The organism is Azospirillum sp. HJ39 (assembly GCF_041507355.1).
GTDB lineage: Bacteria > Pseudomonadota > Alphaproteobacteria > Azospirillales > Azospirillaceae > Azospirillum > Azospirillum thiophilum.
Genome location: NZ_CP167909.1, coordinates 96,995 through 113,691 on the forward strand (window position 1 = coordinate 96,995; position 16,697 = coordinate 113,691).

Annotated in this window: 8 protein-coding genes; 3 read left to right on the forward strand and 5 right to left on the reverse strand. The window is 63.9% G+C overall.

What is annotated here, in order from left to right; all coding sequences use genetic code 11:
• Positions 1-70: 70 nt before the first annotated feature.
• Positions 71-952 carry a formate/nitrite transporter family protein gene (locus ABMY26_RS07920; RefSeq protein WP_372395737.1) on the reverse strand — a complete coding sequence of 294 codons (882 nt, stop codon included), beginning with the start codon at positions 950-952 and terminating at the stop codon, positions 71-73.
• 235 nt (positions 953-1,187) lie between these two features.
• Positions 1,188-2,126 (reverse strand): LysR family transcriptional regulator, encoded by a 939-nt coding sequence (locus tag ABMY26_RS07925; protein ID WP_372395738.1) that lies wholly within the window; start codon positions 2,124-2,126, stop codon positions 1,188-1,190.
• Positions 2,127-2,224: 98 nt separating this feature from the next.
• Between ABMY26_RS07925 and ABMY26_RS07930 the strand changes: the two genes are divergently transcribed.
• Positions 2,225-3,454: an MFS transporter gene (locus ABMY26_RS07930; RefSeq protein ID WP_372395739.1), complete on the forward strand. Its 1,230-nt coding sequence runs from the start codon at positions 2,225-2,227 to the stop codon at positions 3,452-3,454.
• 153 nt (positions 3,455-3,607) lie between these two features.
• Complete coding sequence (locus tag ABMY26_RS07935; RefSeq protein ID WP_372395740.1) at positions 3,608-4,129, forward strand: hypothetical protein; 522 nt, start codon at positions 3,608-3,610, stop codon at positions 4,127-4,129.
• Here the strand turns inward: ABMY26_RS07935 and ABMY26_RS07940 are convergent.
• The 3 genes from ABMY26_RS07940 to ABMY26_RS07950 form a co-directional block, all read right to left on the reverse strand.
• Entirely contained in the window at positions 4,090-8,670 is a 4,581-nt protein-coding gene (locus tag ABMY26_RS07940; RefSeq protein ID WP_372395741.1) for a tubulin-like doman-containing protein, read from the reverse strand. The genes ABMY26_RS07935 and ABMY26_RS07940 overlap by 40 nt on opposite strands.
• An 80-nt stretch (positions 8,671-8,750) precedes the next feature.
• Positions 8,751-12,497, reverse strand: coding sequence for a hypothetical protein (locus tag ABMY26_RS07945; protein ID WP_372395742.1), 3,747 nt, complete (start codon positions 12,495-12,497; stop codon positions 8,751-8,753).
• Positions 12,498-12,658: 161 nt separating this feature from the next.
• The gene (locus ABMY26_RS07950; protein ID WP_372395743.1) at positions 12,659-13,663 is read right to left on the reverse strand and encodes a sigma 54-interacting transcriptional regulator; all 1,005 of its coding nucleotides are present in this window, start codon (positions 13,661-13,663) and stop codon (positions 12,659-12,661) included.
• 149 nt (positions 13,664-13,812) lie between these two features.
• Between ABMY26_RS07950 and ABMY26_RS07955 the strand changes: the two genes are divergently transcribed.
• Complete coding sequence (locus ABMY26_RS07955; RefSeq protein WP_372395744.1) at positions 13,813-16,629, forward strand: metallophosphoesterase; 2,817 nt, start codon at positions 13,813-13,815, stop codon at positions 16,627-16,629.
• The last annotated feature ends 68 nt before the right edge of the window (positions 16,630-16,697 follow it).

The following is a 16,697-nucleotide window of genomic DNA, read 5'->3' on the forward strand; positions in this document are numbered from 1 at the left end:
GGAAGGGATGTCCCGTATCTAGGATGTGTCTTGAGGGGAGGAGGCGGGGCCGGTGCCGCGTCGGGGCCGCTCAGTGCAGCTTGGGGCGCCGGTAGATGAACCAGTAGACGGCGCCGACCATGACCGCCCCGCCGATCCAGTTGCCGATGGTGACGGCAACGAGGTTGACCAGATAATGGCCGACCGGGATGGAGGGCGCGGCGCGGCCGATATCGGCCCAGAAGCTGTCCGGGGCGCCCCATTCGATCAGCAGGCCGAGCGGGACGAAATACATGTTGGCAACGCAGTGCTCGAAGCCGGCGGCGACGAAGGCGGCGACCGGGAAGGTGATCGCCAGGATCTTGTCGCCGACGCTGCGGGCGCCCAGCGCCAGCCACACCGCGAGGCAGACCAGCACGTTGCAGAGGATGCCCAGGAAGAAGGCCTGGCCGGTCGGCAGCGAACTCTTGGACATGGCGAAGTAGAGGGCCGACGCACCGACCGCGCCATGGCCGAAGGTGTATTGCCCGGACAGGAACACCAGCAGCGCGGTGCCGGCGGCGCCGACGAAATTGCCGATCCACACCGTGGTCCACACCCGCATCATCTCGCGGGCATGCAGCCGGCCGCTGGCCCAGGCCATCACCATCAGCGCGTCGCCGGTGAACAGCTGCGCCCCGCCGACGATCACCAGGATCAGCCCCATCGAGAAGACCAGCCCGCCCAGCAGGCGGGTCAGCCCGTAGGGCAGCATGCCTTCGGCCCCCGACATCGTGACGGTGGCGAACAGGCCGCCCAGCGCGATGAAGGCACCGGCAAGGACCGCCAGGGCGAACAGGGTGGGGGTATCGTAATGGGCCTTCTTCACGCCGAGATTCTCTGCGGCGAGCGCGATGGCGTCGGGCATCAGCGCGTCGAGGGTCTGAGAGGTCGGCTGGCTCCAGCCGCCCACGTCCTTGCTGTCCATGTTCATCGCTCGATGTCCTTACTGCCGCGCCCTGCCTTGTAGCTTTACTACATACTCTCGTCGGCCCAGCCCTGGCAAGCGCATCGCCTGGGTAATTCGGTCGCAGGGGGGACCGGGCCGGAGTGAGAAAAAGCAAGGTTTTTCAGGGAAAATGAGCGGATGCCTGCGCCGGTTGAGGTTCTGTAGTGTTGCTACATCATGACAGTGCGCATCCGGTCCGCTGCACTGCGGCGCGAACCGCCTACGGTGCCTGGACCGTGCCGAAGGCGATGGGAACGGCATGTCGCATCACCTCGATGAAGCGGCGCAGGCGGACCGGCTGGAAGCGGGCCGGCGGATAGACCAGATTGACCGGCAGTGCCGCCGCCTGCCAGTCCGGTGCCAGATGCACCAGCCGGCCTGCCGCCAGATCCTCGACAATCGCCCAGTGCGACCCGATGGCGGCACCCAAGCCCTCGATCGCCGCATTGCGCACAGCCTGCAACCCATCGGTGGACAGGCGCGGCCGGATCGGGAAGCGTGCGATCTCGCCGGTTCCGGCATGGGTCAGCGTCACCTCGTCCCGGTAGAAGGTGCGTAAGGCCAGCCATGGCAGTTCCGCCAGCTCGGACGGGTGGGACGGCACCGGCCGGCCGGCGAGCAGGGCAGGGGCAGCCACAGCAATCCGCGGCACTTCGGCCAGCCGGAGCGCGATGACCGACGGATCGCCGATCTCGCCCACGCGGATGGCGCAGTCGATGCCTTCGGCGATGAAGTCCGGCATGCGGTCGTGCAGCAGCCACTCCACCGTCATCCGCGGGTAGCGCCGCAGATAATCGGCCAGCGGGCCGATCAGTTGCTGCTGTCCGAAGGCATGGGGCGCGACCACCCGCAGATGCCCGGACGGCTGGTCGTCGGCCCCGCGCACATCGCTTTCCAGCATCTGCCAGCCGGCGAGCAGATCCTTGGCCCGCTCGTAACAGCGCGCACCATCCTCGGTCAACTTCATCCGGTGGGTCGATCGTTGCAGCAGCCGGACGCCCAGCATGCGCTCCAGCTGTTGAAGCCGGCGGCTGATCGTCGGCTGGGTGCTGCCCAACTGGACCGCCGCCGCCGAAAGATTGCCGGAATCGACGATGCGGATGAAGGTTTCCAGCAGGGCGATGCGGTCGCTGCCGATGGGAAGAAGATCGCTGTTCATACGCCCAGTGTATAGCAAATCTACACCCTGTTCGGCTACCATGCATGGATTTTCAGGGCCATTATCCCCCTCAACCAAGCCCTTGAGGGGATGACACGATGTCCAGCATTCAAGATGCGCATGAAAACCCGGTTGCCATGCCGGCGGTGCGCGAAACCGGTCTGAGCCAGCCTCTGATCCTCCTGCTTGCGGCCGGTGCCGGTCTGGCCGCTGCCTCGCTCTATTACAGCCAGCCGATGCTGGGCATTCTGGGCGCCGACATCCAGGCCGACGACCGTGCGGTCGGCTGGGTGCCGACGATGACGCAGCTCGGCTACGCCTTCGGCATCCTGCTGCTGGCGCCGCTGGGCGACCGGTTCGACCGGCGCCGGATCATCCTGGCCAAGGCCTCCGTCCTGGCAGCGGGCCTGCTGGCGGCGGGGCTCGCGCCGTCCATCGGCGCGCTGCTGGGGGCGAGCCTCGTGCTCGGGCTGTCGGCGACGATGGCGCAGGACATCGTGCCGGCCGCTGCCGCACTGGCGCCTGCCGAACATCGCGGCCGGGCGGTGGGCACGGTGATGACCGGGCTTCTGCTGGGCATCCTGCTGTCGCGCGTCGTCAGCGGCGCCGTTGCCGAGCATTTCGGCTGGCGCGCGGTGTTCGTGGCGGCGGCGGCCAGCATCGCACTGCTGGCCGTCGCGCTGTGGCGCGGGTTGCCGCGTTTCACGCCGACGACCGACCTGCGCTATGGTGAGTTGCTGGCGTCGCTGGCTGTGCTGTGGACCCGTCATGCCGCCTTGCGCCGGGCGGCGCTGGCGCAGGGCCTGCTGTCGCTGGGCTTCAGCGCCTTCTGGTCGACGCTTGCCGTGATGTTGCATGGCGCGCCGTTCCATCTGGGAGCCGCCACGGCGGGTGCCTTCGGTCTTGCCGGCGCGGCGGGTGCGCTGGTGGCGCCGGTCGCCGGCCGCATCGCCGACAGCCGCGGGCCGGAGCTGATGACCCGGCTGGGTGCCGGTCTGGCCGCTGTGTCGTTCGCCGTCATGGCGCTGTCGCCGTGGGTGCCGGAGGGTGGCCGCCTGTGGCTGTTGGTGGCGAGCGCCGTCGGTTTCGACCTCGGCGTCCAGGCGTCCCTGATCGCCCATCAGACCATCGTCTACGGCATCGACCCGGCCGCCCGCAGCCGCCTGAACGCCGTGCTGATGGTGGGTATGTTCATCGGCATGGCTGCCGGTGCCACGCTGGGCAGCCATGCTTTGGCGATCTGGGGGTGGAACGGCGTGGTCGCCGTCGCCACCGCCGCCTCGGCCGGTGCGCTTGTCCTGCGGCTCGCCACCCGGAACGGCCGATAAGGATCAGGCGACAAGGGCCGGGCCGCCGCTGAAATCGCCGTCGCCATAGGAGCGGTCCTCCGGGACCATGCGACGTCGCATGGTCCCGGAGGACCATTTATTTCCATAATGATTATTATGCGTTTATTACACACAAATGCAGGAAGCACCACCATGAAATACAACTGCGCAATGCCGGGATGCCGATGGCGGCAATCGCCGGGGCTTTTGGTCGTCCCATTCGACCATCCGCAGGAAAATCCGGCTCGAGCCGCCATCGCGATGGAGATGCGGATCGAGCCTGTGGACTACCGGAACGAGTTCTCCTCTCCTGACATGATGGCTAAAAAACTGGCCCTCAATCGACATAACCATGTTGTCGCGCTTCAGCTTGCCTCAGCGCCCCCCACGTCGTTCGGGCGGCTTACGCGGCCTTCGGCCACGATCCGCCCTCCCCCATCGACATCTGCACCACCGCTCGGAAGCTCCCCGTCAGCCTCGACGCCATGGTCCAATGGGCACCGATTGCCCGCCACCAAAACCAACCTGAATACAGGTGCCGGGAAACTCGGCGCGGTTCACCGGACGAATTTCCCGGCAGATGAGGCTGGCGCCGATATCGGCCATGGAAAGTTGCACTGGACCATTCCGGCCTCTTACGATTTGAGGCTATGGGCAATCCTGGCCCGGTGCTGATCGGCGGACCCCGGCGTTTGCCCGGGCCGCCCCTCCTGGCGGGCGCGGATATCGTCCTCGATCCGGGTCAACCCGGAAAGACGACGGCCGACAACCCGTTGCGTCAGGCTGCGGTCGGTGAACAGGCGCCGCAGATCCCGTTCCAGATCGGCGAAGCGCCGTTTCGGCCCGATGATGCCCGAAATGGCCCGCACGGCGTCGAACAGCTTGCGGTCGTCGTGGTACCGCCACATCTGTTCGAGGATTTCAAATCCGGTTACCGCATCGAGTTCCGGCATCGTGTAGCGTCCGGTGTAGCGGTCCTTGAGGTCTCCTATATGAGCTGTCGGGATCGGCGTGTCGGACTGGTCGAAATAGTCGGATGACAGCATCCACTGGATAACCGCTCCCGGTTCGGTTCCGCACAGCACGCAATGGCGGTCAGGCTCGTCCTCATGTCGGTTGCGCAGATGGGCCGCCAGTTCATCCGGCTTCAGCCGGTGGACGATTCCATTGTCGGGCAGGCCGATCAATGTCAGGCAAATCGGACAACGTTCTATATGGGAACGCAAATCCTCCCAAGGCAGAAGAAGCCCGGGATCGTCATGGTCGTGGCAGGCATCGCACCATTCGGCGCTGCCATCGCCGACGATGACGCGATCCATGGCTGCGGCGCTGCTCCATGGGCGTCCTCCCGCCGGGCATCCGAAAATGTTGCGGCAGAAGCCCGGCATTGCCAGCCCTTCTTCCGGGTTCGGATCGTAGTCGCGCGTGTGGCGGTGCATCAGGTTGCTGCACCGGGGGCAACGGTCCGGCTCGCCGCTCGAACCCGTCGGTTGGAACAGGGCATTGTCCCTGTGCGAACAGTAAAGGCATTCGCGCAGCTCCCGCTGGCACCGGGGGCAGCAGACCTTCCGCCCGTCACGAATGGCTTCCAACTGACGGGCCGTAATCGGGTAGCCGCAATGGAAACAGCTGTGCTCGATGAGCGTCGCGTCCTTGGTGGAACGGAATCCGCCATGCTCCCGGTACAGGTAATGGCGGCGGCGCTTTCCGTTGACGGTCTCCTCCAGCACGGGAAAAATCATGTGGCGCAGGCTGGAGCCATGACGGCAGGCCACGTCCAGATCCAGTTGCTCGGTCAACTTTTCGAATGCGGGCAGCTCGTTGGGCATCACGCCATCGAACAGGAACCGGATCATCGACGGCGGAATCATGCGTGGATGCTCCGGCTCGCATCCCGGGCACGGCAGCGGGGTTTCCCGCGGATTGCGCCGGTTCACCAGGCGAAGCGGGCGGACACCCGAATTGTATTCCTCCAGACAGGCCGGGCAGATCGGCTGGTTCCAGGGAATGTGGGTGTGCTCGTGGGCCAGGTCCGGACAGGTCCAGGAGGCCTGTTGCGTGCGCGGCTGCAGGCTGCTGTCCATCAAGTCGGACAGCCCGGCCGCTTCGGGTATGAAATGATGCAATGCCCGCTGCTCTTCGGGGACGGAGATGTAGCTTTGATGGTAGCGCTCGATGCCGACGATCTCGGCTCCGGCCCGGTACAGCTGTTCATGATAGACGATGGGGCGGGAGGAGGGTTCGCGGCAGAAGGTGGGCGGCTGGTTCATGACGGCCTGCGCCGCATCCCGGAAGGTCTGTTCCAGGCGGTTACGGGACGCCGCACGCCGGTCGAGCGCTCCTTCGGTCACCAGTGGCTTGCCGATGACGAGCTTGTCCTGTTGGATCGACGGAGCGATGCTTCCTTTGCCGAACACCCGGCTACGGCAATTCTCCAGCAGCCCGCGCAACCCGTCCTCGCCACCCATCCTCGCCAGGATGAAATCCTCCTGCTCCGCCCAATAGCGGACGAAGGTCTTGAACACGATGCGCATCCGGGTCAGGCGATGCTCGAAGCGCTCGGGATCCTTGGCATCCTCCGCCGACCAGGGCAGGCAGAAATGCTCTTCCAGGCAACGGGACAGGCGCAGAATGAACCGCTCCTCCGTCTTCATGCCAAGGGCGGCGATCTTGTCGGAAAGAGTATCCAGCAGCGTGCGCCACAGCTTGACCTGCTCTTCGGTGGCCTGGAAATCGCGGGCAAGCAGCGCTTGCGGATTCCGGTCCACCTCGCGCGCCGTGCTCTCCGCCAAGCGGGCGATCCGCTCCGCCGCGTCGTTGATTGTCCGCTGGGTTTCGTCGTTCTTCAGCCGTCCGAGCGCGTCGATCAGCGTGCCCGCCGTCGAGTGTTCGAAGCGCTCGTAATATTCCTCCGCTTCCTGGAACACGCTGGCAAGCGGACCGTATCCTATGGACAGCACCCTGTCTGCCCGCTCACGCATCAGGGCTTCGCTGGCATCGGCCTGATCCAACAGGCATTTCAGCGTGTCCTTGATCGTTGCCCGGTTCTTGTCGATGTAGCCGGCAAAGGCGGGGCCGATGCCGTTGCGCACTTCGCTCTTGTTGGCGATGGCGTTCAGTTCCTGCCCGAGCCGCACCGCGAACTGCTTCAGCATCCGGCCCATCGGACCGTAATGGGCGGACTTCCGGATCTGGTCGATCAATTCCCGGTCTTGCTGGTGCCGCAGCAGATCCAGGGCAGGACGGAGCTGCACCAGAGATCCCGGTGCCGCGATTTCCACGGTCGGAATCTCCTTCCGCTCCCAAGACCGGTCCATCTGCCGCCGCCAGTCGTTGATGACCTGCCGGGTCGCCTGCGACAGGCTGGCCCCACGATCCTTGATCGCGTTTCTGGCATCGACGATGCCCTGTTCCAACGACCGCCACAGCGCCATGGCATCGTCGTGCAGGAAGTCGGCGATGTCGATTGTCGCGATCACGGGATCGGCATTGTCTTTCGGGGGCTTTCCATCCTTCCATTCCGGGCTGAGCATGCGGGCGTTCCAGGCTTCGCGCAGCTTGGGAGCGACATAGCTGTTGTCGTTGTAGAGCGCGATGACCTGCCGGCGAACCTCGTCCCCGATCAGATCCAGGTCGTCGGCCTTGCGTTCCAACGCCGTCAACCCATCGAGCATCCGGCGGATGGATTTGTATTCGGCGATGACGCGGTGTTCGGCGACACGTCGCGTCGTTTCCAGGGCGGTCTTGAAATTCTCCTCGCTGACCGTCATCGGGAACGATACCGTTCCAGCCTCCAGATTGCGCTCGACATCCGCAGGCAGCGTGATCGTCGCATCGGCGCCTTCGGCCGGACTGGAAACGCTGCCATCGGCGGCCACCATATGGCGGATCGCCTCCAAAAGCGGCGAGAACATCAGCATCGCCAGTTCATTGTCCGTCATCATCGGGCGCTCCCGCCCGATCAACCGGTCCCGGATGCTGTGCAGAAAGGCTGATTCCAGCGTGTTGCCCAGCTGTGTGGCGTCCATCAGCTCCAGATCGGCCACGGCAGACGTCGAAAAGACATACCCGCGTTCGGGATGCCCCGGGACGGCGTTGGTATCGCTGCGCTCGTTGTTCGCGCCCTCGTCGATGCGGGCCCGGACATCGTCCCGCATTTGCGCCATGATGTTCTGCGCCAGGCGGAAACAGCTGGTTTCGATGGCGGCTTCGTTGACGTCGCCGACCTGCGAGGTCTGTATGCGCGGGGCGAAGCCCTGATAGACATAGACGTAATCGAACAGGCTGGGATCGTTCGGTTCGCGCCGGAAACGCAGCCCGCTCGGGCCGATGGGGTAGAGCACCTCGAACGGGCGGGATTGCTGCAGATTCTTGTAGACCGCCAGTTCCTTCAGCGCGGCGTAGGCATTGGCCTCGATCCGCTCGGCCCGGTCGGCGCCGCGAAAGGGTTCGGCCAGCAGGAAATTGCCGGTGATGGTGCAGGAGGCGTCGATGTGCCGCAGCAGGCAGGCGATGTCCCAGAACATGCCCGAGCCGGTTCCGCCCGACAGCGAGCAGACGATGTGCACCCGCACCGGACGGCCGGACGGGGTGGAATCGCGGACCCGGCGATAGCCTTCGCGCAGCTCGTCCAAAATCGCCCGCGCCTCCAGGAACAGGCCGACGCGGCCCAGCGGCCGCCATTGGCCGGCGCCCTCGTAACGCGCCTGGCCGGGCGAGATCTCCTCCCCCGCGCGGGGATCGACCTGGGGCAGCCAGGACAGGCAATCCTCCAGGGCCATGCCGTTGCGCCGCGCCCAGCGGTTGGCCATTTCCGTCAGGTTCTCTTCCTCCTTTCCGGCATGATGCCCGTTCGTCCGCCCCCGGTGCCGCGACCGGATGGCCTGCACCGCGCGGGTGATGTCCTCGGTCTTGACCAGAACGACGCGGGGCACGCGGGGAAGACGCCGATGCTCCTGCCGCGACCGGCCATCCTGGGCGGATACGGTGGGAACCACATAATCCTCGACAAAGACATCCTCGCGGTTGGCCTTCCAATCGGTGTCCACCGCCACGACCTGGAGCTGCCCGGTCTGCACCATGTCGCGCAAGCCGGCGTCGCCGCTGCGTCCGGCCAGCCACAAAGCGTAACGGGCGGTGCGCATGCCGGTTCCGCCGAGGGCGACCAGCAAAGTGGGAACGCGCCGGACCGTGCCGATGGTGTCGTCGCTCGCCATGATGCCTCCTGAAAGGAATTCCGTCTTTACGTTCGTCAATTCAGGCGCCGGCACGCAGCCGCCGGCGCCGCGGCTGCGCACTACAGGTCAATCCATCTGGCATCCGGGGCCTTATGCAAGGGGATGGTCAAATAAGACAGAATAAGTCCGGCGATGATCACAACAACAAAAAGCACCCAGAACCAGCGCTTTGCTTTCCTTTCCGTCGCGGCAACCAAGATTGGGTACGCCATCATGGGGCTGCCTGAACGCACGGCATGATCGAGTTGCCGGTACAATTTATAGGCATGCAATATCCCTGAAGATATGCCAATGGCGGCAATGAATGCAAATATCGTTAAGAATACTGCGGCCTGTTCCATAAAACCATTTCCAGGAATCATTTGAGCTGCCGTGAAAATTGTAAGCAATATTGAAACAATCCGCGCCATATTCGCATAATCAGACAGGTAATCGATAAGAAAATCAGAGACGGATTCTATTTTTTTTATAACGTTATATCTTCTCAACTTTATTTCACGGCTGCCTGTCCACGCCAGAACAAGGCACACCGTGAATGCGAGGAAAAGATGGGGGGTCAGGTCGAAAATCCATGCAAAACTGTCGCGCTCCACAGTTTTTTGATCGGATACATTTTCCAGAGGACGATGACGGACCTCGACACTGATCGATCCGTCGATCCTGTACCCAACGGGAAGAACCCAGCTGACTGTCGCAAAGCCCTCACCATTGCTGAATGCGATGTCCTTGACCTCACGGAGGGTGCCGGGCAAGGCGGCGGCTCCCGGCCCTGTCAGCCGGACCGCCAGCATCTGCGGAACCTGCGAGGCGGGCGAAGACCGTGTCTCCATGATCTTGGCGGAGATGTGCGTGCGCATGCGCACGAACGGCACGGCGTCGAAGAATTCCCAACGAACCTCCTCGACCGCCTTGACGATCTTCAGCTTGTAGCTTTCGGTGGTGAATTGGGTGCCGCTGCCGAGGATGGTCTCGTTCGACTGATTGGCGTTCGATGTGTCGACCGGCGCCGCCTTGGCATGCAGGGCGCCCTCCAGAAGATTGAGCTGGTCCGGATCCAACGGCACCGCAAAGCTCACGGCGCTGTTCGGTGCGATGATGATGGGTGTCCGCAACTCGACACGGAAGGGCGCCCCGCCTTTGTCGGCGGCGGCAAGCACCACTCCGGAAAGGCGGCTGGGAACGGGGTTGGTGTTTCTGGCGATCAGTTGCACCTGGGCATTGGCCCGGTCGAACGCATCCTTGTTGTCATCCACCGTCAGGGTCAACGGCTTGCGGTCGGGCAGCCGGATATCGTACCAACGTCCCTGGGGCGGGCACTGCAGGGCGCCGCCGTCCTGCACCACCGGATCGTAGCGGCCGATCACGCAGAGCTGGATGATGGAGCCGGTCAGCACATCCAGCGGCACGTCCTTGAAGGAGAGCGGAACAGGCAGGGGGCCCTTCGGCGGAACGACCTTGTTCTCTGCCAGGGTGACCGGGAAAACCGGCCCTCCCGTGCGCCCGGAGACAGAGGACAACACCGCCCTGATCCGGTTTCCATAGTCCGCGGTGTTGCCCACCTGAACCGTGAGTTCGGAACTGCTCACCTTGTCGTTCCACGCCGGGCGTGTTCCGTCGATGGTCAGGGAGTTGCTCGGCAGATCGGGCACCCGCGCCGACGCGCCGCCACAATCCACGCCGTCCTCGCAGATCAAACGCAGTTCGCTTCCGTTGTTCGGGTGAAAGCGCTGCCAGAATTCCGGCCCGCCATCGAAGGGAACCGTCAAGGGGATCTCGCCACCGGCGGGAACCGTGGGCTTCTCCACCAAGGGAAGATTTTCGCGGTCCCCGCCGCGCCAGACGGCGACACGCTCCAGCCGGACAGGCACCGGGCCGGGGTTTCGAACCGCAAAATTCAGGCTCAAAGTCTCCGCCGTGGCGCTGCCCGTCCAGGTCATCGAGCGGTCGATGAAGAGGGATTCCGCCTGCGGCACCGTCACGGGAATTGCCTCGCGGCAAGCCTGTTCCCGGGTATCCAGGCACGAGACCGCCACCTCGCGCCCTTTCACGATGTCCTGGTCATCCGCCAATGTGAGGCCCAGCGATATGGTGGTCACCCCGTCCGCCGGGATCGCCTCCGGGGAGGCGATGGATTTGCGTTGCCGCCATGCCCCCTTGTTCACGGACGAAAACACCAGCTGCCCGACCCCTCTCGCGATCGGACCGGGATTTCTGACGCTGACCTCCAGCCGATACACCCCTTGGCCCGCCTGCTTGATCTCGGCCTTTTGCAACACCAGGGGCATGATCTCCTTCAGTGGCGCCACACGTTGACGGGATGACGGAAGGCCATTCCGATCCACCGCCTCCACGAACAGCCCGTTGGGCAGCAACTGAATCAGCTGCGGCGTCAATGGACGGGTCAAGGAGGTGCCGCCTCCGCCGGCCGGCAAGCGGGTATCGCCCAAGGGGAGGCGGGCGCGCGGCTGCGTCGCGGTGTCGTCGCTGAAGAAACGCAGTTCGGCGACCCCGGCCTCCGCCGGGTTGGGATTGCGAAGCGACAGGGCGATCTCGGCGCCACCGTCGCCGGATTCCGCATGGCTCGCCTGTGCCGATATCACCTCGATGGGCAGGGGACGCTGGAAGGTGATTCTGACGGGCTTCTGGGGCCGGCGTCCGCCGTCTTCGGTACCGACATACAGCGCCTCGACGCGAGCGGGAAGCTTGGCCACATGATCCGCGGTGAGGCGGACCGTCTGCTGGATGCGACGGCCGGCCGCCATTTCAAGGGCGGCTGGAATGGTGAAGAGCGGCGCACGCTCCTGTTCGGAGAGCTGGAAGCGCAATGCCGACAGGGTGTTGGGAAGCCGCGACCGATTGAACAGATTGATCACGCAATTCCCCTCCGCCCCCAGCACGCGGCAGTAGCTTCCGTTCGGCTCGACGGAGAGGCCGAGCTTCACCGATTGCAGGGCCGCCTCGACAAATTGGTTTGCGAAGCGACCTGTGTCGTTGGCGACATCCCTGTAACGGATCGGGGTGGCCCCAAGCTGCTGGGTCATCGCCTTGTGGACGGTCCCGAGCGCTACCGTTTGGTTCAGGCAGTCCCGGTAGCCGGCGCTCTTGACCCCGGCGAAATCCTGGGCCGTCGGTTCGACGACGAGCAGACCGACGAATGGTTGCCAACTTCTCAAGGCCTCTTCGCCCAGGGTCGTGGCCAGGGCCTGGATTTCGGAATCGATCCGGGTAGAGGATGGATTGCCTTTATAGCGTCCCAGCAGATCGCACACGCCCGTCCCGTCGGCGTTGCTGGCGCTGTCGCCGGGATCGTCGATGAAATCGCTGGCAATGAGAATCAATTTCAGCCGCTGATCTCCTCCCTTCAGCAGGCCGTTCGCATCGATGCCGTCCAGCAGGGCTTTGAAATTGGTCTTGGTATCCGGCGTCACGTCGTTCAACGCCTGGATTGCCGCCGTCAGGGCCGGGCGGTCGCCCGCATCCTCCACCTGCTTCACATCGGCGACCCTGTCGCCGAAGCTGTACAGAAAGACGCGATCGTTGGTCGTGATGAAGGTTCGCCGGCCGCCGTCGATCTTCAGGTCGAACATCTTGCCCAGCATCTCGGCAAGGCGGACATTGGGGGCGCTGGAGCCGGTGCCGGTGTAGATCGTTTTCGAACGATCCACATAGACCAGCAGATCCAGCGGCGGCAGGGATTCCTGATCGCTGACGGCGCCCGCGGCGGGAGCCGTTCCCTGCGCCATGGCCCCGGTCATGGCCAGAAGATACAGAACCAGCCCGGCCAACATGCGCAGACACCAGCCCATTCCAACCTCCATCGCGACATTCTCTCAACCATCGCGATGGATAACGCAAACATCATGCCATTTTTAGGGACAAGGAGCCGAAAGGGATTTCCTGCAATTGATCGTTCCGTATCGTGTTCAACCTGTCCGGCAGGATGTTCAAGCGGACAGGCGCTGCCCCGTCAGGGCCGCTTCCATCCCCGTTCCTTCATGCGGGCATAGACGGTTCCGCGCGAACAGCGGGCGATGCGCGCGGCCTTGCTGATGTCCCAATTGGCCAGGGTCAGGGCGCGATGGATGCGGGCCGCATCGTCCAGATCCTCCGGCAGGGCGCTGGGCATGCTGCACGGTGTATTGCCGGGCACGAACAACACGCGTGCCACGGTGTCCTGCGTGATCTGGCCGTTGCGCGGCTCGCCGAAGGCGGCAATGTTCTCCACGACCTCCTGCAGTTCACGGATGTTGCCGCGCCACGGCAAGTGGCACAGCATCGCGATGGCCTCGTCGTCGAAACTCAGCGCCTCGCCACTGCCGCACTGGTTCTGATAGGCGTCGAGAAAGCGCCGGGCCAGTTCGGCCACATCTTCCGACCGGTCGCGAAGCGGCGGGATGTGCAGGCGCCACCGCCGCAGCCGATAGAACAGATCCTCCCGAAAGCTCCCATCCCGGACGCGGGCCTCCAGATCGCGATTCGTGGTGGCGACGATTCGCACCGTCACTTGCCGCCCGCTGTCATCATCGCCCAGCCGCGTCACGATGCCGTCGTCCAGAAACCGCAGCAAACGCGCCTGCGACGACGGCGACAGCGTGTCGATATCGTCCAGAAGCAGGGTGCCGCCGTCCGCCGTGGCGAGAATCCCGCGTCGATCCGCCAGGGCGGACGTGAATGCCCCCTTGCGGTGACCGAACAATTCCGACCCCAGAATCTCGTCCACCAACTCCCCGCACCCCTTTTTGATGAGCATGGCGTCCCGCCGGCGGGAAAGGGCATGGATCAGTTCCGCCAGGCGCGTCTTGCCGGTTCCCGTTTCCCCGGTGAGGAGAACCGGGCCTTCCAGCGGTGCGATCTTGCGCAAATGATGAAGGACACGGGCCATAGCCGGGGACAGCGCCACCAGGCCATCGAGCGGAGCCGCGCCGCAGTGGGTATCGCTGACTGGAAAGGGATGGGGATTGGTCTGGGCCATCGGATTTCCCTGTCATCGCAGATATGGTGGTCATAGATCATGATCTTTTGATATAATCAAATTGTCTATTAAAATGTCTGTCAACTGCCAACCTTCCGATACCGCGGTCAAATACATATCAACGTATGCATTTCCTTTGCGAGGACACCATGGACGGTCAAGGAAATCCTGTAGATTCAGCGGTCTTCGCTTCGGTCGATCCGGTTAGGATTCTGCATCTCACGGATTTCCACATCTGCACCCCGACGAGTCCGGCGCAACGTGCCGCCATCACGGAACTGATGAACGCGGTGATGCAGGATGTGCGTGATGGGGTCGACGCAGTGATCGTCACCGGCGATATCGCGACGGGCGGTACGGCGGAAGGATATGCCCTCTTCAAGGAACTTGTGATCGACCGGATGATGGCGGCGCTGCCGTCCCGGCCCGCTTTCTGGATCGTACCGGGAAACCATGACCATGATCTGTCGGTCTCGCTCCCGCGCGAAGAGATCGAGAGGCGGTTCGGCCAGGACGTCGACCAGCCGGGGGAAACCCCGCTCCGGGAGATGCTGTGCGCCCGCCTGCGCCAATACCGCATGGCTTTTCCAGGACCGTTCGGCCCAAGCCAGGATTGGCTGTTGGAGAATGGGGTATTCAGCGACGTTCTACGTCGGGGCGACTTGTCCATCGGGGTTGTCGGGCTGAACACCGGGTGGCTGCTGGACGGCAAGTCCGCGGACGGCGGCGAGGGCGCGCTCGACCCCGGATGCAGCCTGTTGGAAGCGGCGTTGAAGCGACTGGACCATGATGACATCGGCATCCGGTTGGTGCTGAGTCATCATCCGCTGTCCTGGCTCGCCCCTGCGGCACAGAAGGGCGTTCGGGCCGCATTGGAGAAATACAAGGCGATCTATCTTCACGGGCATTATCACGTCGGTGACGGCCAGTTCGATCTGAAGAGAAGCGGCGTCTTCATCGCGTTGCAGGCACGGGCGGCCAATCTCACCGGCCGGCGGGGGGCGGTTGCCGGGAGGACGGATGCTTGCGGGGGCTATACCCTTCTCACTTTCACCCCCAATGCCGAGCAATTCCGGCTTCTTCCCCGCATCGCTGTCGGAGGCAGCCTGCGGTCCGATTCCAGCGCCTATGCAGCGGATGATTTCGCCTTGCAACCCGAAGCCGACGGTTCGTTCGTCTTTCCGTTACCGGCGACCGAGGCCTTCATCGACTGGCTGCAGCCCTTTCGCAACAGTTGGGAACGGTACGATCCCGCTCCGTCGTCCGCATCGCCGGATCGGGCGCGTTGGCGATGCTATCTGATGGGGGGCGATGCCGACCGGGTTCTGGCCGCGGCCTTACCCGCCGGAGGGAGCATGGATGGAGCCACGGACATGGCTGGCGATGCCCTGGAGAGGCTGACGACCCGGTCCTCGTGTACCCACCCCTGCGCGTGGGCCTGGATCGAGGCGCCCCATGGGGAAGGCGGCGGCACGGCACGGCTTCAAGTCATGCACCGGATGTCGGACTGGGTGATTTACCGGCACCGGCCGCACCGGCCCCTGACGCGGTTGCCGTTGGGAAAATTGACGCAAGACGAGGGGAGAAAGCGCCGGATTCTGGTGGTGGTCGACAACGCCACCCGCCATCCGGCGGAGATCGTGGCAATGATGCAGGACGCCGCCCTGCTGTCGGCGCCAGACCGCATCGCCTTTCTCTTCGGTGGCGATCCTCTGGAAAGGGCGCAACTGCCTTCACACTACGGGTCGGCAATCCCCTTCTCGCCGCAGCCGCCAACATGGGATCACAGCATCCGCCCGGCCATCGAATCGTGGACGGCAAAGGTCATAGAGGCTGGATTGAAACCCGAGGCCGCCCGGCAGGTGGAAGGTCTCTTCCGCGACACCGTCATGCGGCCCGCCTGGTCTTGGCTCGGAGGCTTGCTGGCCTTCGACAAGGCCGGGGTGCAGGGATGGGGCATCGACTCGCGATGGCCGACATTCTGCGTCGAACATGTTCGCAAAACGCTGTCCCGGCAGCCGGAGGCATTGAAGGCGCTGACGTTGGTTGCCGCCGCTCATGCCGAAAATAAAGCTTGTGTCACTTCACCGGTTCTGGTGCAGGCGCTTGGCATGGATCCGGCGAAACTGGATGGGGAGATCCTGCCAGCCTTGGCCGCCGAAATCCGTCGCCCATCACGGCAGATATCGGACGATCCACCGGACTATACAGGGAAAGGACCGGAAGCGGAGAATGTCTGGCTGACCCGGCATCGTGCCATTGCGGAGCTGTACACCGGACTGATTCCAGGATTTCAGCCTTTGCAGGTCCTGATCGACAGTATCGAGGCCTTGTGGAAAGCGGGAAAGGAACCGGCATTCGGCTGCGACTGGATCGATTTGGCGGCCGAGGCGGGACGCTTGCAATCTTTGGGACAGGCCGGCGACTGGCCGCGTCTTCCTCCATCCTGGGCGATCCGGTTTGGCGAGCGCTGTCGGGAAAGCGGCAATAAGGAGCTCATTCAAACTGGAATTCTGGTTTTGCAGGCCGCTCTGTCGGAAGATGTCAATCGAACGGATTGCCCAGGCCTGTTCGCGATGCTGGCGACGCTCCTGGCTCAAACGGCCCGGACTCCTCGGGAAAAGACGGACGCGGTCTTGGCAGCCCTGGCCGCACTTCGCGATGTCCCGTCCGCACGGGGCACGGCCAGGGCTGCCACCTATGCGGTCAAAAAGGGTGTGCATGTCTATTGCTATGCAGTTCTATCCCGTCTGGTGCCGGAAATCCGCCAGAACTTCGCAATCGACGATTTGCAGAACCTGGAGCCGGGCATATTGGACAGTATCGGTAGCGACCGCACCAAACCATATGCGACCCTTCGGTCTCTGGCGCAAAGCTTCAGTTCCAACCGAAGTTGCCTATGGCAGACGCAGCTCGATCCTCCTTCTCGGTGGCTATTTCCCAATCCCTACAGTATCGGCGAATAGCCCCATCGGGAATTTCCCGGCAGCGCGCTTTTCGGCCGATCGAGTCCTGAACCGCACCGCTTTGCGGA